General features: G+C 76.3%; 4 protein-coding genes and 1 pseudogene. All 5 read right to left on the minus strand.

What is annotated here, in order from left to right:
• Positions 1-223: 223 nt before the first annotated feature.
• Complete coding sequence (locus ACIQIB_RS17995) at positions 224-2,515, minus strand: type I polyketide synthase (RefSeq protein WP_400758929.1); 2,292 nt, start codon at positions 2,513-2,515, stop codon at positions 224-226.
• A pseudogene (locus tag ACIQIB_RS18000) lies at positions 2,516-5,575 on the minus strand (type I polyketide synthase); the annotation flags it as partial.
• Positions 5,572-19,464, minus strand: a complete 13,893-nt coding sequence (locus tag ACIQIB_RS18005; protein WP_400758899.1) for an SDR family NAD(P)-dependent oxidoreductase — start codon at positions 19,462-19,464, stop codon at positions 5,572-5,574. The gene ACIQIB_RS18005 and the pseudogene ACIQIB_RS18000, both read right to left, overlap by 4 nt.
• Positions 19,465-19,980: 516 nt before the next feature.
• On the minus strand, positions 19,981-20,697 hold the full coding sequence (locus ACIQIB_RS18010; protein WP_363614915.1) for an HAD-IA family hydrolase: 717 nt from the start codon (positions 20,695-20,697) through the stop codon (positions 19,981-19,983).
• A 162-nt stretch (positions 20,698-20,859) separates the two neighbouring features.
• Positions 20,860-21,966, minus strand: a complete 1,107-nt coding sequence (locus ACIQIB_RS18015; protein WP_400758902.1) for a Gfo/Idh/MocA family protein — start codon at positions 21,964-21,966, stop codon at positions 20,860-20,862.
• Positions 21,967-21,969 lie beyond the last annotated feature (3 nt).

Consider the following 21,969-nt stretch of genomic DNA (forward strand, 5'->3'; position numbering starts at 1 on the left):
AGTTGTTCGTTGTCCTGGAGCGCGGCCCGCAGTGCCGCGACCAGCCTCGCCGTCTGGTCGAAGGCGGCCGCGCCGTCGTTGGTGGTGGTCATGTCAGCCTTTCGGAAGGTGTGCCGGGCGCCGAGCGCGGACGAACGGGCGCGGGTCGGTGAGCGCGGTGCGTCGGCTCGGTGGGTCGGCTCGGTGGGTCGGCTCGGTGGGTCTGCGCGGTCGGGTGGGCGGTTCAGCCGCGGCCACGCAGGGCGCGGGCGACGAGGCCGTCGATGTCCAGGTCCGCGATGGCGGGCCCGTCCACGGGCACGGGTCCCGCGTCCGGGCCGGCCGCACGCGGCCCGGGGGTCACGGCCGCCGGGCCGGCCGCCGGCTCCGGCAGCAGCTCGGACCGCAGGTGGCGGGCGAGCGCGAGCGGGGTCGGGTGGTCGAAGACCAGGGTCGCCGGGAGCCGGACGCCCGTCGCCCGGGCCAGCCGGTTGCGCAGCTGCACCGCGCCGAGCGAGTCGAACCCGGTCTCCTTGAAGGCCTGGGCGGCGGCGACGGCGTTCTTGGACGGGTGCCCGAGGACGGCGGCGGCGGCGGAGCGCACCAGGTCGAGGACCTCGCGGTGCTGATCGCGCTCCGGCAGCGCGGCCAGCCGGGCGGCGAAGTCCGCCGCGTCGTCGGCGGGTGCGCCGGTGGCGGCGGTGCGGCGGGGGGTGCGGACCAGACCGCGCAGCAGCGGGTTCAGCTCGCCGCCCGCCGCCTGCTTGCGCAGCGCGTCGCGGTCCAGCCGGGCCGGGACCAGCAGCGCCTCCGGCGAACGCAGCGCGGCGTCGAACAACACCAGCGCCTCCTCCGTCGCCAGAGCCTTGAGACCACCCCGGGCCAGCCGGGCGCGGTCGGCCTCGTCCAGATGCCCGGTCAGGCCACTGGCCTGCGCCCACAGGCCCCAGGCCAGCGAAACCGCCGGCAGGCCCCGCTCACGGCGCCACCCGGCCAGACCGTCCAGGAAACCGTTCGCCGACCCGTACAAGCTCTGCCCGGCGTTCCCGAACACGCCCGCGCCGGAGGAGAAGAGGACGAAGGCCGCCAGGCCCAGCCCCTCGGTCGCCTCGTGCAGATGCCAGGCCGCGTCCGCCTTCGGGGCGAACACCTCCCCCAGCCGCTCCGCGGACCCCGCCTCGAACACACCGTCGGCCAGCGCGCCGGCGGTGTGCACCACCGCCGTCAGCGGACGCTCCGCCGGAACCCCACCCACCAACTCGTCGACCACCGAACGGTCCGACACGTCGGCAGCCACCACCTCCACCGACGCGCCGAGCGCCTCAAGCCCGGCCACCAACTCCGCCGCACCCGGCGCCTCCGCGCCGCGACGACTCACCAGCAACAGCCGCCCCACCCCGTACGACTCCACCAGATGCCGGGCCACCAGCCCGCCCAGCGTCCCCGTACCACCGGTCACCAGCACCGTCCCCACCGGATCCAGAACCAGCCCGGCACCGGCGGGCACCTCAGCACGCGCCAGGCGCGGCACCACCGCAGTCCCGTCGCGCCAGAGCGCCTGGTTCTCGCCCGACGCCAGCAGGCCGCCCACCACCGACGGGTCCACCGCCGCGGCAGGGAAGCCCGTCCCTTCGCCACCGAGGAGCACGACCCGGCCGGGCTGCTCCTGCTGGACCGAACGGACCAGCCCCCACACCGCGTTGACCGCCGGGTCCGCGTCCGGCGGCCCGGTCACGACCGCCAGCGGCTCCCCGCTCCGGGCGGGATCGGTGAGTCCCTGGTGCAGGAACTCCGAGACCCGGCCGACCAGCGCCCGGGCGCCCTCGGGCCCCTCGGCCGTCCCGGCGGTCAGGTCCAGCACCGCCGGGGCGGCGACACCGGCGGCGTCGGCGGGCAGGACGAGAGGCGTCCAGCCCACCTGGTAGAGGTGGTCGGTACCGGCCCCGCCGAGGCCGGCGAGCCGGTCGACCGGCACCTGCCGCAGCGACAGGGAGCCGACCGAGGCCACCGGTCCGCCGGTCGGGTCGGTGAGGACGAGCGAGAACGCGTGGGGGCCGGTCTGCCGGGCGTGCACCCGCAGGGCGGTGGGACGCGTGGCGAACAGTGCCACGTCGTTCCAGGCGAACGGCAGCAGGACGTGGCCCGGCTCCGGCTCGGCGATGCCCAGGAAGTTGGTGGACTGCAGAGCGGCGTCCAGCAGCACCGGGTGGATGCCGAAGTCCTCGGCGGCCCGGCCGGCGGGCAGAGACACCTCGGCGTGCACCTCGCCGTCGAGCCGCCAGACGGCCCGCAGTCCCTGGAACGCCGGTCCGTAGCCGAAGCCGCGGTCCGCCAGCCGCTCGTAGAAGCCGTCCAGGGCGACCGGCTCCGCGCCGGCCGGTGGCCACGCGCCGGGGGCGACGGTGTCCGGCGCCTGCTCGCCGCCCAGGAAACCGGTGGCGTGCCTCGTCCAGGCACCGCCCTCGCCGTCCTCGGGCCGTGAGTACAGGGCGAACGACCGCCGGCTGTCGGGGGCGCCGTCCTCCGGCGCGTCCACCCGCAGGTGCAGCTGCAGGGCGCCGCGCCCGGGGACGAGCAGCGGGGCCTCGATCACCAGCTCCTCGACGGTGGGTGTGCCCGCCTCGTCGCCGGCCCGCGAGGCCAGCTCCAGCAGCACGACCCCCGGGGCGAGGACGGTGCCGGCGACGGCGTGGTCCGCGAGCCACGGGTGATCCTTCGGGTCGAGCCGTCCGGTGAGGAGCGCCCCGCCCTCGGGCAGTTGCACCGCCGCGCCCAGCAGCGGGTGCCCGACGGGCGCCAGCCCGGCGGCGCCCACGTCGGTGGCGGGGCGGGTCTCCAGCCAGTAGCGCTGGTGCTGGAAAGGGTAGGTGGGCAGCTCGGAGGCGGGGAGGAGGGCGGCGTCCGGGAAGGCCGTGGACCAGTCCACGGGCAAGCCGTGCACGTGGAGTTCGGCGGCGGCGAGCAGGACGCGGTCCCAGCCGCCGTCCTCACGGCGCAGGGTCCCGGTGACGACGGTCGGCGCCTGGACGGCCTCCTCCAGGGCCTCGACGACGGCGTGGGCGAGCACGGGGTGCGCACTGACCTCGACGAACGCCCGGAAACCCTCGCCCGCCAGGGTCTCGACGGCCTCGGCGAAGCGGACGGTCTGCCGCAGGTTGCGGTACCAGTACCCCGCGTCCAGCTCCGGACCCTCCAGCCAGCGGCTCTCGACCGTCGACAGGAACGGGACGACAGCCGGCCGCGGCTTCACCGAACCCAGCAGCTCGGCGAGTTCGGCCTCGATCGACTCCACGTGCGAGGTGTGCGAGGCGTAGTCCACCGGGATCCGCCGCACGCGCACACCCTGCTCCTCGTACGAGACGACGAGCGTGTCCAGACCCGCCGGGTCACCGGCGACGACGACCGAGGACGGACCGTTGACAGCGGCGACCTCCACGCCGTCCGGCAGCGTGCCGGTCACCTCGGCGAGCGGCAGCCCGATCGACACCATCCCGCCCCGACCCGCCAGACCCCGCGCGATGGCCTGCGACCGCAACGCCACCACCGCCGCCGCGTCCTCCAGGGAGAGGATGCCCGCGACATGCGCCGCCGCGATCTCCCCCTGCGAGTGACCCACCACCGCATCCGGAACAACACCCAGCGACGCCCACAGCCGCGCCAGGCCGACGTTCACCGCGAACGACACCGGCTGCACCACGTCCACCCGCTCCAGCGAGGCCGCACCCGGCACCTGGTTCACCACATCGAGCAACGACCAGTCGACATAAGACTTCAAAACCTCGTCGATCTCACCGAGAGCCTCCGCGAAGACCACGGACTCAGCGAGCAACCGACGCCCCATCCCCACCCACTGGGAACCCTGACCCGGGAAAACGAACACCGACCGACCGCTCACCTCCGCCCGACCGGACACCAACCCGGCCACGGCCCCTCCCTCGGCCAGGGCCCTCAGCCCGCTCAGCGCCCGCGCCCGGTCGGCGGCGACCACGACGGCCCGCTCGGTGAACCGGGTGCGCGCGGCGACGAGGGTGCGGGCCGTACGGGCCAGGCCGGTGTCCGGCTGCTCGGCCAGGAGCCGGCCCCAGGCGCCGGCCTGGGCACGCAAGGCGTCCTCGGAGGCGGCCGACAGCACCAACGGCAGTGCGGCACCGGTCGGTTCGGCGTCCGGCTGCGGCGCGTCCCCGACCGGGGCCTGCTCCAGGATCACGTGGGCGTTGGTGCCGCTGACGCCGAACGAGGAGACGGCGGCCCGGCGCGGCCGGTCGACCTCCGGCCAGTCGCGGCGTTCGGTGAGGAGCGCGACCGCGCCCGAGTCCCAGTCGACCTTCGAGGTGGGCGTGTCGATGTGCAGGCTCTTCGGCAGCACGCCGTGCCGCAGCGCCTCCACCATCTTGATCACGCCCGCCGCACCGGCGGCGGCCTGGGCGTGGCCGATGTTGGACTTCAACGACCCCAGCCACAGCGGCTGTTCGGCCGAACGGCCCTGCCCGTAGGTGGCCAGCACCGCCTGCGCCTCGATCGGGTCGCCCAGCGAGGTCCCCGTCCCGTGGCCCTCGACGGCGTCGACGTCCGCGGGCGTCAGCCCGGCGTTGGCGAGCGCGGCCCGGATCACCCGCTGCTGCGAGGGACCGTTCGGGGCGGTCAGACCGTTGGACGCACCGTCCTGGTTGACGGCCGAACCACGGACCACGGCCAGCACCTCGTGCCCCAGGCGCCGGGCGTCCGACAACCGCTCCAGCAGGAGGACGGCGACGCCCTCGGCCAGGCCGGTGCCGTCGGCGGCGTCCGCGTACGCCTTGCAGCGGCTGTCGCGCGCCAGGCCGCGCTGGGTGGCGAAGTCGACGAACACCTCCGGCGTGGCCATCACGGCGACACCGCCGGCCAGGGCCAGCGTGCACTCGCCCTCGCGCAGCGCCTGCGCGGCCAGGTGGACGGCGACCAGGGAGGAGGAGCAGGCGGTGTCCACCGTCACCGAAGGGCCTTCGAGACCGAGGGTGTAGGAGACCCGGCCGGAGGCGACCGAGCCCGAGTTGCCGATCCCGAAGTACCCCTCCAGGCCCTCCGGGAGGTTGAGCACGTGGTGCGCGTAGTCGTGGTACATCAGCCCCGCGTAGACGCCGACCGGCTGCCCCTTGAGCGAGGCCGGGTCGATGCCGGCCCGCTCCAGGGCCTCCCAGGAGGTCTCCAGCAGCAGCCGCTGCTGCGGGTCCGTCGCCAGCGCCTCGCGCGGCGAGATCCCGAAGAGCGCGGCGTCGAAGCCGCCCGGGTCGGCGAGGAATCCGCCCTCCTCCGCGTAGGTCTTCCCGGCGGCGTCCGGGTCGGGGTCGTACAGGCCGTCCACGTCCCACCCCCGGTCGCGGGGGAACGGGGCCATGGCGTCGGCGCCGTCGTGGACCAGCCGCCACAGGTCGGCCGGGGAGGCGACGCCGCCGGGCAGCCGGCAGGCCATCCCGACGATGGCGATCGGCTCGGTGCGCCGGGCCTCGACGTCGCGCAGGCGGCGCTTGGTCTGCTGGAGGTCGGCCGTGACGCGCTTGAGGTAGTCGCGCAGCTTGTCGTCGTTCGACATGGGGTTCTTCCTCGTATCCGTCATCAGGAAAGGCCGAGTTCGTTGTCGATCAGGTCGAAGAGCTCGTCGTCCGAGGCGGCGCCCAGGTCGACGCCCTCGGTCTCGGGCTCCTCGCCCGACTCCGCCCAGCGGGCGGTGAGGGCCTCCAGACGGGCGGCCACCTGGGCGCGCAGTCCGTCGGGCGCCCCGGACGCGCCGGCCGTCCCGGCCGTGGCCGCCAACGCCTGCTCCAGCCGGTCGAGTTCGAGCAGGACGGGCGGCACGGCCACCGAGCCCGCCAGGCCCAGCCGGTCTCGCAGGTGCTCGGCGACGGCGGCCGGGGTCGGGTGGTCGAAGACCAGGGTCGCCGGGAGCCGGACACCGGTGGCCTCGGTGAGGCTGCCGCGGATCCGCAGCGAGGTCAGCGAGTCGAAACCGACGTCCTTGAACGCCTGAGCGGGCTTCACCGTCTCGTCGATGCTCTGGCCGAGCACCTTGGCCGCGCTGGCCCGGACCAGGTCCAGGAGCAGCCGGAGCTGTTCGGCCTCGCCCACCGCGGAGAGCCTGCGGAACAGGACCTCACGGCCGTCGTCGGCGGGTGCGCCGGTGGCGGCGGTGCGGCGGGGGGTGCGGACCAGACCGCGCAGCAGCGGGTTCAGCTCGCCGCCCGCCGCCTGCTTGCGCAGCGCGTCGCGGTCCAGCCGGGCCGGGACCAGCAGCGCCTCCGGCGAACGCAGCGCGGCGTCGAACAACACCAGCGCCTCCTCCGCCGCCAGAGCCTTGAGACCACCCCGGGCCAGCCGGGCGCGGTCGGCCTCGTCCAGATGCCCGGTCAGGCCACTGGCCTGCGCCCACAGGCCCCAGGCCAGCGAAACCGCCGGCAGGCCCCGCTCACGGCGCCACCCGGCCAGACCGTCCAGGAAACCGTTCGCCGACCCGTACAAGCTCTGCCCGGCGTTCCCGAACACGCCCGCGCCGGAGGAGAAGAGGACGAAGGCCGCCAGGCCCAGCCCCTCGGTCGCCTCGTGCAGATGCCAGGCCGCGTCCGCCTTCGGGGCGAACACCTCCCCCAGCCGCTCCGCGGACCCCGCCTCGAACACACCGTCGGCCAGCGCGCCGGCGGTGTGCACCACCGCCGTCAGCGGACGCTCCGCCGGAACCCCACCCACCAACTCGTCGACCACCGAGCGGTCCGACACGTCGGCAGCCACCACCTCCACCGACGCGCCGAGCGCCTCAAGCCCGGCCACCAACTCCGCCGCACCCGGCGCCTCCGGACCGCGACGACTCACCAGCAACAGCCGCCCCACCCCGTACGACTCCACCAGATGCCGGGCCACCAGCCCGCCCAGCGTCCCCGTACCACCGGTCACCAGCACCGTCCCCACCGGATCCAGAACCAGCCCGGCACCGGCGGGCACCTCAGCACGCGCCAGGCGCGGCACCACCGCAGTCCCGTCGCGCCAGGTGACGTGGGGTTCGCCGGACGCGAGCGCGTCGGCCACCAGTGAGGCGGGCACCGCCGAGCCGTCGGTGTCCACCAGGACGATCCGGCCCGGGTGTTCGAGCTGCGCGGTGCGGACCAGACCCCGGACGGCGGCGGCCGCCGGGTCCCCGGCGCCGTTCGCGGTCAGGACCGCGAGCGGGCCGGCGGAGTCACCGGCCAGGTGCTCCTGGATCCCGCCGAGCGCGGCGCCGACGAGTGCGCGGGCCGCCTGCGACGCCGGCAACCCCTCGGGGACGCGGGTCAGGTCGAGCACGTCGTCCTCGGACGGGCGGTCCGCCGCCCGCGGCAGGTCGACGGGCGCCCAGTCGACGCGGTACAGGTGCTCGGCGGCGGTGTCCTGGGCGGCGGACAGCCGCTCGGGCGCCACCGGCCGCAGGACCAGCGCCCCGACGGCACCGACGGGCCGGCCGACCGGGTCGGTCAGCGCGAAGGAGACGCTGTCCGGGCCCTCCCGGCGGGAGTGCACCCGCAGCGCGGTGGCCCCGGACGCGTACAGGGCCACGTCGTTCCAGGCGAACGGCAGCAGCACCTCCCCCGGTCCTGCCACCGGCGCCGCGCCCAGGTTGGCGGACTGCAGGGCGGCGTCCAGCAGGGCCGGGTGCAGTCCGAACCGCCCGGCGGAGTCCGTCAGTTCCTCCGGCAGCGCGACCTCGGCGAACACCTCCTCGCCCGACCGCCAGGCGGCCCGCAGGCCCCGGAACGCGTCGCCGTACTCGTAGCCCGCCTCGGCCAGCCGCTCGTAGAAGCCGTCCAGGGCGACCGGCTCCGCGCCGGCCGGCGGCCACGCCTCGTAGCCGAACTCCGGTGCGGTCTCGGCCGCCAGGAAGCCGGTGGCGTGCCGGGTCCACACGCCGCCCTCCGCGTCCTCGGGCCGCGAGTGCACGTGGACGGCCCGGCGGTCGTCGGCGGTGGTGGCCGGATCGACCGTGACACGGACCTGGAGGCCACCGCGCTCGGGCAGGATCCCGGGCGCCTCGACGACCAGTTCGTCGAGGCGCCCGAGACCGGTCCGCTCCCCCGCCCACAGGGCGAGTTCGAGGAAGGCCGCACCGGGCAGCAGGACCGTCCCGGAGACGGCGTGGCCGGCCAGCCACAGGTGCGATCGGATCGACAGCCGCCCGGTGAACACCTCTCCCCCGTCGGGCAGTTCGACCAAGGTACCGAGCAGCGGGTGCTCGGCGGCGGCGACCCCGAACGCGGTCACGTCACCGGTGGCGGCCACGGGCTCCAGCCAGAAGCGCTGGTGCTGGAAGGGGTAGGTGGGCAGTTCGGAGGGGCGGACGGTGCCGGCCTCGGCGTGGGCCGTGGACCAGTCCACGGGCAGGCCGTGCACGTGGAGTTCGGCGGCGGCGAGCAGGACGCGGTCCCAGCCGCCGTCCTCGCGGCGCAGGGTCCCGGTGACGACGGTCGGCGCCTGGACGGCCGCCTCCAGGGCCTCGACGACGGCGTGCGCGAGCACGGGGTGCGCGCTGACCTCGACGAACGCCCGGAAACCCTCGCCCGCCAGGGTCTCGACGGCCTCGGCGAAGCGGACGGTCTGCCGCAGGTTGCGGTACCAGTACCCCGCGTCCAGCTCCGGACCCTCCAGCCAGCGGCTCTCCAGGGTGGAGAGGAAGGGGATGGCGGCGGGACGGGGCTTCACGGCGCCGAGCAGCTCGGCGAGTTCGGCTTCGATGGACTCCACGTGCGAGGTGTGGGAGGCGTAGTCGACGGGGATCCGCCGCACCCGGGCGCCGCGCTCCTCGAAGGCGGCCACCACGGTGTCGAGCCCGGCCGGGTCACCGGCGACGACGACCGAGGACGGGCCGTTCACGGCCGCGACCTCCACGCCGTCCGGCAGCGTGCCGGTCACCTCGGCGAGCGGCAGCCCGATCGACACCATCCCGCCCCGACCCGCCAGACCCCGCGCGATGGCCTGCGACCGCAACGCCACCACCGCCGCCGCGTCCTCCAGGGAGAGGATGCCCGCGACATGCGCCGCCGCGATCTCCCCCTGCGAGTGACCCACCACCGCATCCGGAACAACACCCAGCGACGCCCACAGCCGCGCCAGGCCGACGTTCACCGCGAACGACACCGGCTGCACCACGTCCACCCGCTCCAGCGAGGCCGCACCCGGCACCTGATTCACCACATCGAGCAACGACCAGTCGACATAAGACTTCAAAACCTCGTCGATCTCACCGAGAACCTCCGCGAAGACCACGGACTCAGCGAGCAGCCGACGCCCCATCCCCACCCACTGGGAACCCTGACCCGGGAAAACGAACACCGACCGACCGCCCACCTCCGCCCGACCGGACACCAGCCCGGCCACGGCCTCCCCCTCGGCCAGGGCCCTCAGGGCAGCGACGAGCGCGGCCCGGTCGGTGCCGACCACGACGGCCCGCTCGGTGAACCGGGTGCGCGCGGCGACGAGCGCCCGGGCGGTGGCGGCGAGGTCCGGCACCGGCGGCCCCTCCGCGAAGGCCGCCAGCCGCGCGGCCTGCTGACGCAGCGCCGCCTCCGAGGCGGCCGAGACCACCCAGGGAACCACGTTCTCCCCGGCACCGGCACCGGCGGTACCGGTCGGGGTGGCGCCGACACCGGCGGGCGTTGCGGCTCCATCGATGGGCTCGGTGGTGCCGGTCGCGGTGGCCGTCGCAGCGGTGGCGGCCGCGGTGTCCTCGACGGCGGTGTCCTCGACGGACACGGCGGCATCGGCGGCGCCGGCCGTCCCGGCGGTCGTATCGGTACCGGTCGTGACACCGACGGGAGTGCCATCGACGGACACGGCGCCGCCGGCCGGCTCCGCCTGCTCCAGGATCACGTGCGCGTTCGTCCCGCTCACACCGAACGCCGAGACGCCGGCCCGGCGCGGGCGGCCGGCCTCCGGCCAGGCCCGCTGCTCGGTGAGCAGGGCGATGCCGCCCGAGGACCAGTCGATGTGCGAGGAGGGCGCGTCGATGTGGAGGGTCTGTGGCAACACGCCGTGCCGCAGCGCCTCGACCATCTTGATCACGCCCGCCGCACCGGCGGCGGCCTGGGTGTGGCCGATGTTGGACTTCACCGACCCGAGCCAGAGCGGCTGTTCGGCCGGGCGGTCCTTGCCGTAGGTGGCGAGCAGGGCGTGTGCCTCGATCGGGTCGCCGAGCGGGGTGCCGGTGCCGTGCGCCTCGACGGCGTCGACGTCGGCGGCCGTCAGGCGGGCGTTGGCGAGCGCGGCCCGGATCACCCGCTCCTGCGAGGGACCGTTCGGGGCGGTCAGACCGTTGGACGCACCGTCCTGGTTGACGGCCGAACCGCGGACGACCGCCAGCACCTCGTGCCCGAGCCGCCGGGCGTCGGACAGCCGTTCCAGCAGCAGCAGGCCCACGCCCTCGGACATCCCGAACCCGTCGGCGGCGTCGGCGAAGGCCTTGCTCCGGCCGTCGGCGGCGAGGCCGCGCTGCCGGGAGAAGCCGACCAGGCCTTCGAGCGTGGACATCACCGAGGCGCCGCCGGCCAGGGCCAGCGTGCACTCCCCGGCGCGGAGCGCCTGGGCTGCGAGGTGCAGGGCGACCAGGGAGGAGGAGCAGGCGGTGTCGACGGTGATCGCGGGTCCCTCCAGGCCGAGGGCGTAGGAGAGGCGGCCGGAGAGCACGCTGCCCGCGTTGCCGGTGACCAGGTAGCCCTCGTCGGCGGCGCCGCCGGTGCCCTGGGTGCCGTAGTCCTGGCCGTGGGTACCGATGAAGACGCCGGTCGGGGTGGCGCGCAGGGCGGTGGGGTCGAGTCCGGCGCGCTCCAGGGTCTCCCAGGCGACTTCGAGCAGCAGGCGCTGCTGCGGGTCCATCGCCAGGGCCTCGCGCGGGTTGATGCCGAAGAAGGCGGCGTCGAAGTCGGCGATGCCGGGCAGGAATCCGCCGCCGCGCACGTAGGTGCGGCCGGGGGCGTCGGGGTCGGGGTCGTAGCTGCCGTCGAGGTCCCAGCCCCGGTCGGTGGGCAGGCCGGTGACGGCGTCGCTGCCGGCGGCGACGAAGCGCCAGAGGTCCTCGCCGGAGTCGAGGCCGCCGGGGAAGCGGCAGCCGACGGCGACGATCGCGATCGGCTCGTCCTCGGTCCCGGCGGCCTGTGCCGCGGGGGTGGCGGGGGCGGCGGGGGCCGGTTCCGCGCCGACGAGCTCGGTCGCGAGGTGGGCGGCGAGGGCCCTGGGCGTCGGGTAGTTGAACACCAGGGTGGCGGGCAGGCGCAGACCGGTGGCGGTGCCGAGGGCGTTGCGGAGTTCGACGGCGGTGAGCGAGTCGATGCCGAGTTCCTTGAACGCCTTGTCGACGTCCAGCGCCGCGGCCGAGCCGTGGCCGAGGACGGCGGCGGCGGTGTCGCGGACGAGGGCGGTCAGCAGCTCGTCGCGGTCGGCGGCGGAGAGTCCGGCGAGCCGCCGGGCGAGGGTGCCGGCGCCGTCCGCGGCGGTGCGGGCGGCGGCCCGTCGCAGGGCGCGGGGTGCGCGGGCGGCGGGTGCCAGGTCGCGCAGCAGCGGCGGGAGGTCCTCGGTCCGGACGCCGGTGACGTCGAGCCTGATCGGCACCACGGCCGCGGGCTCGCCGGTGAGCGCGGCGTCCAGGAGGGCGAGGCCCTGGTCGGCGGAGAGGGGGCGGGTACCGACCCGGGCCATCCGGGCGAGGTCGGTGTCGCTGAGCCGGCCGCCCATGCCGGCGGCCTCGGCCCACAGGCCCCAGGCGAGCGACACGGCGGGCAGTCCGAGCGAGCGCCGGTGGGCGGCCAGGCCGTCGAGGAAGGCGTTGCCGGCCGCGTAGTTGCCCTGGCCGGAGCCGCCGAGGACGCCGGAGGCGGAGGAGTAGAGCGCGAACGCGGCCAGGTCGAGGCCGGCGGTGAGCTCGTGCAGGTGCCAGGCGGCGTCGACCTTCGGGCGCAGCACGCTGTGCCACTTGGCGGCGTCCAGGGCTTCGACGACGCCGTCGTCGACGATCCCGGCGACGTGGACGACGCCGGTCAGGCGGTCGGCGAGGGTGTCGACGACGGCGGCCAACGCGGTGCGGTCGGCGGTGTCGACGGCCTCGGCGCGGACCAGGGTGCCGTGCGCGGCGAGTTCTTCGAGCAGGTCGGCGGGCACGGCGGAGCGGGAGAGGAGCACGAGTTCCGCGACGCGGTGGACCGCCGCGAGGTGACGGGCCACCAGGCGGCCCAGGCCACCGTTGGCGCCGGTGACCAGGACGGTGCCACCGGCCAGCGGGGACGGCGCGCCCTCTGCGGGGGCGGGCCGGGCGGCCGGGCGGCGCAGGCGGGCGACCAGCCGTCGCCCGTCTCGCAGCGCCAGCTGCGGTTCGTCGCCCGGTGCGGCGGCCACCGCCCGGGCGGCGTCGGCCGGGTCGTCGGCCTCGACGAGGACGAAGCGGCCGGGGTTCTCCGACTGGGCGGTGCGCACCAGGCCCCGGACGGGTTCCTGGACGAGTTCGCCGCGCCGGGTGACGACGACGAGCCGGGAGTCGGCCGTCCGGTCGTCGGCCAGCCAGGCCTGGAGCGCCCGCAGGACGTCGTGGCCGACGGCGTGGGCGCGCTCGGGCACGGTGTCGGAGGGCGCGCCGCCGCCGGCGGGCAGGACCACGAGGGGCGGCAGGGCTCCGTCCTCGGGCAGATCGCTGTGGAGGGTCCAGTCGGCGGGCGCGTCGGCGGCCTCGGGCGCGGGGACCCAGTCGACCTCGAACAGGGCCGCGTCGTCCGCCGGACCGGCGGTGAGGCCGCGCGGGCCCACCGGCCGCACGGTGAGGGCCTCGACGTCCACGACGGGGGCGCCGGTGTCGTCGGCGGCCCGGATGGTGAGGGTGTCGGGGCCGGCGGAGGTGACGACCACGCGCAGCGCCTCGGCGCCGGTGGCGTGCAGGCGCACGCCGGCCCAGGAGAAGGCGAGCCTGGGCACGTCGGCGCCGGGGAAGAAGCCGGCCTCGCCGAGCGGGTGGAGGGCGGCGTCCAGCAGGGCGGGGTGCAGGCCGTAGGCGGCGGCGTCCGAGGTGGTGTCGGGGAGGCGGAGCTGGGCGTAGAGGCGGCCGTCGGCGAGCCAGGCGGCCTCGACGGCGTGGAACGCGGGGCCGTAGGCGACGGTGAGCCGGTCGTAGAGGCCGTCGATGTCGAGCGGGCGGGCTCCGGCGGGCGGCCAGACCGTCAGTTCGTCGGCGGTGGAGGGCTCCGGGCCCTCAGGGGCGAGCGTTCCGGTGGCGTTGGCGTGCCACGGCAGGCCGGGGCCGGTGCGGGTGAGCAGCCGGACGGCGCGGCGGCCGTCCTCGGCCTCGCCGACGTGGACCTGGAGGTCGAGGCCGCCGCCGTCCGGGACGACGAGCGGGGCGGAGACGGTCAGTTCCTCGACCGTGGGCACGCCGAGCCGGTGGCCGACGTGGGCGAGGGCGTCGAGCAGCGCGGTGCCGGGCAGCAGCGTCGCGCCGCCGACCCGGTGGTCGGCCAGCCAGGGCAGGGTGCGTTCGGTGATCCGGCCGGTGAAGACGGCGCCTTCCTCGGTGCCGAGCAGCAGTTCGGCCTCCAGCAGCGGGTGGCCGGCCTTGTCCAGGCCGACGGCGGCGAGGTCGCCGGCGGCGCGGCCCGGCCGGAGCCAGTAGCGCTGGTGCTGGAAGGGGTAGGTGGGCAGTTCGGAGGGGCGGACGGTGCCGGCCTCGGCGTGGGCCGTGGACCAGTCCACGGGCAGGCCGTGCACGTGGAGTTCGGCGGCGGCGAGCAGGACGCGGTCCCAGCCGCCGTCCTCGCGGCGCAGGGTCCCGGTGACGACGGTCGGCGCCTGGACGGCCGCCTCCAGGGCCTCGACGACGGCGTGGGCGAGCACGGGGTGCGCGCTGACCTCGACGAACGCCCGGAAACCCACGCCCGCCAGGGTCTCGACGGCCTCGGCGAAGCGGACGGTCTGCCGCAGGTTGCGGTACCAGTACCCCGCGTCCAGCTCCGGACCCTCCAGCCAGCGGCTCTCGACCGTCGACAGGAACGGGACGACGGCCGGCTGCGGCTTCACCGAACCCAGCAGCTCGGCGAGTTCGGCCTCGATCGACTCCACGTGGGCGGTGTGGGAGGCATAGTCCACCGGGATCCGACGGACCCGCACTCCCTGCTCCTCGTACGCGGCCACCAGGGTGTCGAGCCCGGCCGGGTCACCGGCCACCACGACCGAGGACGGACCGTTCACGGCCGCGACCTCGACCCCGACGGGGAGCCGGTCGGCCACCTCTGCGAGCGGCAGCCCGACCGAGACCATGCCGCCGCGTCCGGCCAGGCCGCGGGCGATGGCCTGCGACCGCAACGCCACCACGGCGGCGGCGTCGTCCAGGGAGAGGATGCCCGCGACATGCGCCGCCGCGATCTCCCCCTGCGAGTGGCCGACCACCGCGTCCGGAACAACACCCAGCGACGCCCAGAGGCGGGCCAGGCCGACGTTCACCGCGAACGACACCGGCTGCACCACGTCCACCCGCTCCAGCGAGGCCGCACCCGGCACCTGATTCACCACATCGAGCAACGACCAGTCGACATAAGACTTCAAAGCCTCGTCGATCTCACCGAGAACCTCCGCGAAGACCACGGACTCAGCAAGCAGCCGACGCCCCATCCCCACCCACTGGGAACCCTGACCCGGGAAAACGAACACCGACCGACCGCCCACCTCCGCCCGACCGGACACCAGCCCGGCCACGGCCTCCCCCTCGGCCAGGGCCCTCAGCCCGCTCAGCGCCCGCGCCCGGTCGGCGGCGACCACGACGGCCCGCCGTTCCAGCGCGGCCCGGGAGCCGGCGAGCGCGCGGGCGACGGCCGGCGCCTCGGCGACGGGCCTGGCCTCGGTGAACTCGGCAAGCCGTTCGGCCTGTTCGCGCAGGGCCTCGGGGGAACGGGCGGAGAGCAGCCAGGGCACCGGGGTACCGGAACCGGCGTCGAGTTCGCCGTCGAGTCCGGCGGGCACCGCTCGGTTCGCCGGCTCCTGGGCGGGAGCCTGCTCCAGGACGACGTGGGCGTTGGTGCCGCTGACGCCGAACGAGGAGACGGCGGCCCGGCGCGGCCGGTCGACCTCGGGCCAGGCCCGTTCCTCGGTGAGCAGGGCGACCGCGCCGGACTCCCAGTCCACCTTGGTGCTGGGCGCGTCGATGTGCAGGCTCTTCGGCAGCACGCCGTGGCGCAGCGCCTCGACCATCTTGATCACGCCGGCGATGCCGGCGGCGGCCTGGGCGTGGCCGATGTTGGACTTCAACGACCCCAGCCACAGCGGCTGTTCGGCCGAACGGCCCTGCCCGTAGGTGGCCAGCACCGCCTGCGCCTCGATCGGGTCGCCCAGCGAGGTCCCCGTCCCGTGGCCCTCGACGGCGTCGACGTCCGCCGCCGTCAGCCCGGCGTTGGCGAGCGCGGCCCGGATCACCCGCTGCTGGGCGGGCCCGTTGGGCGCGGTGAGGCCGTTGGACGCACCGTCCTGGTTGACGGCCGAACCCCGGACCACGGCCAGCACCTCGTGCCCCAGGCGCCGGGCGTCCGACAACCGCTCCAGCAGCACCAGACCCACGCCCTCGGCCCAGGCGGTGCCGTCGGCGCCGTCCGCGTAGGCGCGGGCCCGGCCGTCGGCGGAGAGTGCGCGCTGGCGGGAGAACTCGACGAAGGAGGTGGGCCGGGCCATGACCGCGGCGCCGCCGGCCAGGGCGAGCGTGCACTCGCCCTCGCGCAGCGCCTGGGCGGCCAGGTGCAGGGCCACCAGGGAGGAGGAGCAGGCGGTGTCCACCGTCACCGAAGGGCCTTCGAGGCCGAGGGTGTAGGAGATGCGGCCGGAGGCGACCGAGCCGGCGTTGCCGGTGCCGAGGTAGCCCTCCAGGCCGTCCGGGACCTCGGCGAGGTCGGTGGCGTAGTCGTGGTACATCAGGCCCGCGTAGACGCCGACCGGCTGCCCCTTGAGCGAGGTCGGGTCGATGCCCGCGCGCTCCAGCAGTTCCCAGGAGGTCTCCAGCAGCAGCCGCTGCTGCGGGTCCGTCGCCAGCGCCTCGCGCGGGGAGATCCCGAAGAAGGCGGCGTCGAACTCGCCTGCGTCGTGCAGGAATCCGCCATGACGGGCGTAGGAGGTGCCGGGGACGGCCGGGTCCGGGTCGTAGAGGGCGTCGAGGTCCCAGCCGCGGTCGGCGGGGAAGGGGGTGATCGCGTCGGTGCCCTCGGCGACCAGCCGCCACAGGTCGGCCGGGGAGGCGACGCCGCCGGGCAGGCGGCAGGCGGCGCCGACGATGACGACGGGGTCCTCGGCGGGCGGCACGGTGCGCGGTACGGGCGCGGGCCGGGCGGCGGTGGCCGGACGGCCGGTCAGCGTGTTCACCAGGAAGGCCGCGACGGCGGTCGGGTTGGGGTGGTCGAAGGCGAGGGTGGCGGGCAGCCGCAGGCCGGTGGCCGCGGTGAGGCGGCCGCGCAGTTCGACGGCCGTGGCGGAGGTGAAGCCGAGGTCCTTGAACGGGCCGTCGGGGCGGATCGGGTCGGGGCCGTCGCCGGCCAGCCCGGCGGTCTCCGCGAGGACGAGGTCGAGCAGTTCGCGCTGCCGGTCAGCGGCCGGGCGGCCAGCCAGGCGGCGGCGCAGCGCGGCGGCGGTCGCGGTGTCCGGGGCGCTCGGGCCGGCCGGGGTGTCGATGAGGTCGCGCAGCAGGGCCGGGACGTCCCGCGGGGCGAGGGCGTCCAGCCCTTCGGGGTCGAGCCGGAGCAGCAGCAGGGAGGTGTGGTCGGCCAGGTGGGCGGCGTCGAACGCGGCGGCGCTCTCCTGGGCGGTGAGCCGGCCGAGGCCGGGCGGAACGGGGCGTCCGTCCCCGTCGGCGGGGCCGGTGATGAGGGCGAGGCCGGGCAGGCCGTGGCGGCTGCGGTAGTGGGCGAGGGCGTCGAGGAACGCCGCGGCGGCGGCCTCCCCGGGGGCGCCGGGGGTGCCGAGCGGTCCGACGGTGGGGGTGTGCACGACGAAGGCGGACAGCTCGGTGCCGGCGGTCAGTTCGTGCAGGTTGACGGCGGCGGCGAGGGCGGCGCCGAGGCCGGGAAAGGCCGCGCCGGGGGTGTGGACGACGGCGTTGAAGCGCGTGCCCGGGCCGGCCAGCCAGTCGGCGAGGGCGTCGCGGTCGGCGAGGTCGAGGGCGCTGAGGGTGGTCTCGGCGCCGGCGGCGGTGAGCCGTTCGGCGAGTTCGGCGGCGGCCCGGTCGGCGGGGCCGTGGGGGCTGGTGAGCAGGATCCGGCGCACGCCGCGGCCGGCCACCAGGTGGTGGGCGACGGCGGCGGCGGCCGGCCCGTCGGCGCCGGTGACCAGGACGGCGCGGCGCGGGTCGAAGCGGGCGCCGGGCTCGCCGTGGGCGAGCGCGGCGGACACCCGGGCGGCGCGCGGGCGCAGCGCCACGCCGGAGCGGACGACGAGTTCGGGTTCGCCGGAGGCGACGGCGGTGGCCAGGGCGTCGGCGGCGTTCTCCTCCGCGTCGAGGTCGACCAGCAGGAACCGGCCGGGGTTCGCCACCCGGGCGGCGCGGACCACGCCGCGCAGCGCGGCCTGGACGAGGTCAGTGGCGCCGCCGGGTCCGGCGGCGCCCCGGGTGACGACGACCAGCGCGGTGTCGGCGAGCCGTTCCTCGGCGAGCCAGGCGGTGAGCTGCCCGTCGAGGGCGCGCACGGCGTCCTCGACATCGGCGGCGAGCGGTCCGGGGGTGCGCAGGCCGGCGCCGACGCCGAGCACGGCGACATCGGGCAGCGGGCCGGCCGCGGCCAGCGCGGCCGGGTCGGGGTGGGCGGCGGCGCCGAGGGCGTCGGCGAGGCCGAAGGCGTCCGCGCCGAGCACCGCCCAGGTGCCGGCGGCGGGGCGGGCGCCGGGGACGGAGGAGAGCGGCAGCCAGTCGACGCGGAACAGGTGCTCGTAGTGGCTGCCGCCGGCGGCCCGCAGCCGGGCGGGCGCGTCGAGCAGCACGTGCCGGGTGATCTTGCCGGAGGCGGTGCGCGGGATGCGCTCCGTCTCGTACAGCTCCTCGGGGACCTTGAAGTAGGAGAGCCGTTCCCGGCAGGCGGCCAGCAGGGCCTCCGGGTCGAGGCCGCCGGGGCCGGGCACCAGGAAGGCCACCGGCACCTCGCCGAGCACCTCGTGGGGCTTGCCGACGACGGCGACGTCCGTGACGCCGGGCACTCCGCGCAGCACCTCCTCCACCTCGGCCGGGTGGATGTTCTCGCCGCCGCGGATGATGAGTTCCTTGATCCGGCCGGTGATGGTGAAGTAGCCGGAGCCGTCGCGCCGGGCGAGGTCGCCGGTGTGGTACCAGCCGCCGCGCAGCGCCTGCTCGGTGGCCTCGGGCTGGTTGTGGTAGCCGAGCATCACGCTCGGGCCGCGCACCCAGACCTCGCCCTCCTCGCCGTCGGCGACGTCCAGGCCGGTCTCGACGTCGACCAGGCGCACACCCAGGCCGGGGACGGGCAGGCCGCAGGAGCCCTCGACGCGGGCGCCGGTGGGCCAGTTGACGGTGATCGAGCCGCAGGTCTCGGTGGAGCCGTAGGCGTCGATGAGCGGCGCGCCGAACGCCTCCTCGAAGGAGCGCCGCAGCGTGACGGTGGTCATGGCGCCGCCGACCAGGCACATCCGCAGGGCCGGCGCGGTGAAGCCGTCCTCTCGGGCGGCGCGCACCAGCTGCTGGTACATGGTGGGCACGCCGGCCAGGAAGGTCGCGGACTCCTCGCGGACGGCCTCCAGGACGTCCCGCGCGGCGAAGCCGTCGAGGATGCGGGCGGTGGCGCCGACGGCGGTGACGCTCAGCACGCAGGCGATGTGGGAAAGGCTGTGGAACAGCGGCAGCGGCCAGACCACCCGGTCCTCGGCGCTCAGGCCGGGCACCGGCACGTAGCAGGCGGCGACCGACCAGAGGCAGTTGCGCTGGGTGGACAGCACGCCCTTGGGCCGGCCGGTGGTGCCGGAGGTGTAGAGCATCCAGGCGGGGTCGTCGAGGCCGAGGTCGTCGCGCGCGGGGGTGGCGGGGTCGGTGCCGGCCAGGGTCTCGAAGGAGAGGGTGCCGGCCGGGACGGGGCCCTCGCCGGTGACGATCACCCGCAGGTCGGCCCGGCCGCGGGCGAGGGCGTCCAGGCCGGCGGCGCGGGCGGCGTCGGTGATGACGACGCGGGCGCCGCTGTCGTCCAGCAGGTGGGTGAGTTCGGCCTCGGTGGCGTGCGGGTTGAGCGGGACGCCGATGGCGCCGGCGCGCAGGATGCCGAAGTAGGCCTCCACCACCTCGACGCTGTTGCCGAGCAGGATCGCGGCCCGGTCGCCGGGCTGGAGGCGCAGGTCGGCGAGGTGGCCGGCGATCCGGCCGGTGCGGGCGTGGAGCTCGGCGTAGGTCACGCCGCGGACGGCGTCGCGGAACGCGGTCTTGTCCGAGCTGTCGCGGGCGTGCTCGGCCAGCAGTTCGGGCAGCGGCCGGATCAGCTCGGTGCGCAACATGCCGTCACTTCCTTGGGTCGGTTCGGTTCGGGTCGACTCGGTTCGGGCCTCGGGCGGGGGCATTAGATTTCCGCCTGGCACCAGGGGTGGGCGGCGGCGGAATGGGATTCCATTTCCGGGCCGGATTTTCGCGGTACGGGGCCGGCGCATTGCCGGGCGGCCTTTCCGGGGCGGCCGTACGCGAATTCCCGCCGGTCACAGTCTCGTGCGGCGGGGGCTCCGGGCCGCCCCTATCCGACCCCCTATACGGGCCCTATTCACGGTGGGCGGGGGCAGGGGCGGCGGGCGCGGCCGGCGGACGGGGCGGGCCGAGGAGGCGGGCGGCGGCGGAGCGACGGACGTGGTGCAGGGGGCGGGCGTGGTGCGGGGGCGGCTCCGTCGCCCGAGCGGGCCGCGCGGTGGGTGGGAACGGCGCCGCCCCGCCGGGCGCGGCGGGGCGGGGCGGGGAGGGGAGGGGCGGGGAGGGCGGACCGGCCCGGCCGGTGGGGCGGCCGGGTGGTCCGGGCTCGCGGCCGGTCAGTGGGCCGGGACGGGTTCGGGCAGCAGGGCGAGCAGGTCGTCGGGCCGGCGCAGCACCGCGTCGGGCCGTTCGGCGAGCAGCGCCGCCTCGTCGGTCTCGCCCCACAGCACGGCGATCGCGCCGACCCCGGCGCCCCGGGCGCTCGCCAGGTCGGTGACGGCGTCGCCGACCATGACGGTCCGTTCGGCCGGCACGTCGAGCAGTTCCAGGGCGCGCAGCACGATGTCGGGCGCGGGCTTGGCCCGGGGGACCTCGTCGGAGCCGAGCACGTGGTCGAAGTGGTGCAGCAGGCCGAGCTGGTCGAGCAGCGAGCGGGCCCGGGGGCCGCTCTTGCCGGTGGCCACGGCCAGCCGGATGCCGCGCCGGTTGAGGTCGATGAGCAGTTCCCGCACCCCGGCGTGCACGGTGACCTGGGGGGCGAGCCGGTAGCTCTCCCGGACGAAGGGCTCCTCCAGGGCGAGCGGCAGCCCCATGATCCGCATGATGTCCGGGAAGTAGCGGCCCAGGTGGCGGCAGTACTCCTCGAACGGCGGGTTGCCGTCGCCGACCACCTCCTCGTAGGCGGTGAGGAACGCCCGGCGCATCACGTCGAAGCTGTCGACGATGACGCCGTCGAGGTCGAAGACCACGGCGCGCAGCGGGGAGGAGGCGGCGAGCGCGTGGCCGTCGGGCCTGGTGGTCGGGGCGGTGGCTGCGGGCTGGTCGATCGGCATGGGATCTCCATGGGACGAGGGGCTGCCCGGACGGGTGACCGGGCCTGACGCCCCGGGGCCGACGAGATGGGCACGGCCTCCGGGGCCGGGACACGGGGCTGCTCGGGTGGAGCCGCGGCTCGGCGGGGAACGGCGGGGACGGCGGCCGGACGCCGACGACGGTCAGACGGCGAGGGCCGCGGCCTCGTCGGCGAGCCGCGGCCGCGGGGCGCGGGCCTCCGCGTAGAGCCGCTCGATGACCGAGATGGTGTGGTGGGCGCGGTTCACGGCCGCGCCGCGCGAGGCCGGGTCGGCGAGCAGGGCGGGCAGCTCGTCGAGCTGGCGCACGTACTCGGTGCCGACGCTCTCCCCGGGCAGCGGGACCTCGGTGGTGACGCCGTCGCGGGTCCGGGTGAGGCGCGGGACCCGCCGGTTCGGGCTGAAGCCGAAGGTGCACTCCAGGGTCGCGGAACCGGTGGCGCCCTCCACGGTGATCCGGGTGGTGTCGACGGGCTCGTGGGAGGCCCAGCTCGCCCGCACCGCCACCGAGACGCCGGTGTCGGTGAGCAGGAAGCCGCGGGCGGTGTCCTCGACGTCGCCCGCGCCGTCCGGCCCCTCGGTGCCGCGCCAGCCGGCGCCGCGCCTGCCGTCGTTGACGAAGTCGGCGGAGAGCGAGCCGAGCACCGACGGGAACCGGACGCCGCCGCCGAGCACGGCCTGGGCCGTGTCCAGCAGGTGCCAGCCGAGGTCGACCAGGGCGCCGCCGCCGGAGAGCCGCCGGCTGGTGAACCACCCGCCGGCGTCGGGGACACCGCTGGCGCGGACCCAGGCGAGGTCGACGTGGCGGATCGGGCCGAGGTCCGCCGCCAGTTCGGTGAGGGCGGCGACGTCCGGCCGGTAGCGGGCGGCGCTGCCCGCCAGCAGGACGGTCCCGCCGGCGCGTTCGGCGGCGGCCAGCCGGTCCGCCTCGGCGGCGCTGAGGCAGACCGGCTTCTCCAGGAACACCGGGATGCCGCGGGTGAGCAGGCGCTCGGCTACGGGGGTGTGCAGGTGGTTGGGCACCGCGACGACCGCGAGGTCGACATCGGGGCCGAGCAGGTCGGCGCCGGCGAGGAGCGCGGCGCCGGACGGCACGTGCTCCGCGCCGCCGGGGCCGGGCTCGACGACGGCGGTGACCCGGTAGGCCGGGTGGGCCGTCAGGCGGGGCAGCCAGATGGTGCGGCCCGCCCAGCCGAGGCCGACGACGGCCACCCGCACCGGGGCGGCCGGCCCCCGTCCGGCGGTGCTCACCCG

This window comes from Kitasatospora sp. NPDC092286 (assembly GCF_044755565.1).
Taxonomy (GTDB): domain Bacteria; phylum Actinomycetota; class Actinomycetes; order Streptomycetales; family Streptomycetaceae; genus Kitasatospora.